This is a genomic window from Neisseria sp. P0001.S005, assembly GCF_051963715.1.
Genome location: NZ_JBQCTZ010000871.1, coordinates 1 through 326 on the forward strand (window position 1 = coordinate 1; position 326 = coordinate 326).

Consider the following 326-nt stretch of genomic DNA (forward strand, 5'->3'; position numbering starts at 1 on the left):
GCCGATGTGCCGCCGTAGCGGTAGGCTACGCCGAGCAAGCCCATGGCGCTGCCGATCAATTCGTCTGCATTGCCTGAGGATGCGCGCGTATTGTTGCTTGGGGCAGGATAGGTATTGGTGGGATGGACAGGAGTTGCCTGACGCGTATTGCCGTAAACGTTGGCGTTGTCGTTGAATTGGTTTAAAACACGCTGACGGGTGGTAATCAGGTTTTCCAAATCATCGGCGTAAGAAAAATTGACGCTCGCGAGCATGGCGACCGAAGTCCAAACTGCTGCGAGCCGGAGTAAAAAATTCATTATAAAAACTTCCGTTTCAGAAGGCAT

The 326-nt window shown here is 52.1% G+C and carries 1 pseudogene; it reads right to left on the reverse strand.

The window, feature by feature from the left end:
* A pseudogene (locus ACTHSP_RS23280) lies at positions 1–299 on the reverse strand (C40 family peptidase); the annotation flags it as partial.
* Between the last annotated feature and the right edge of the window lie 27 nt (positions 300–326).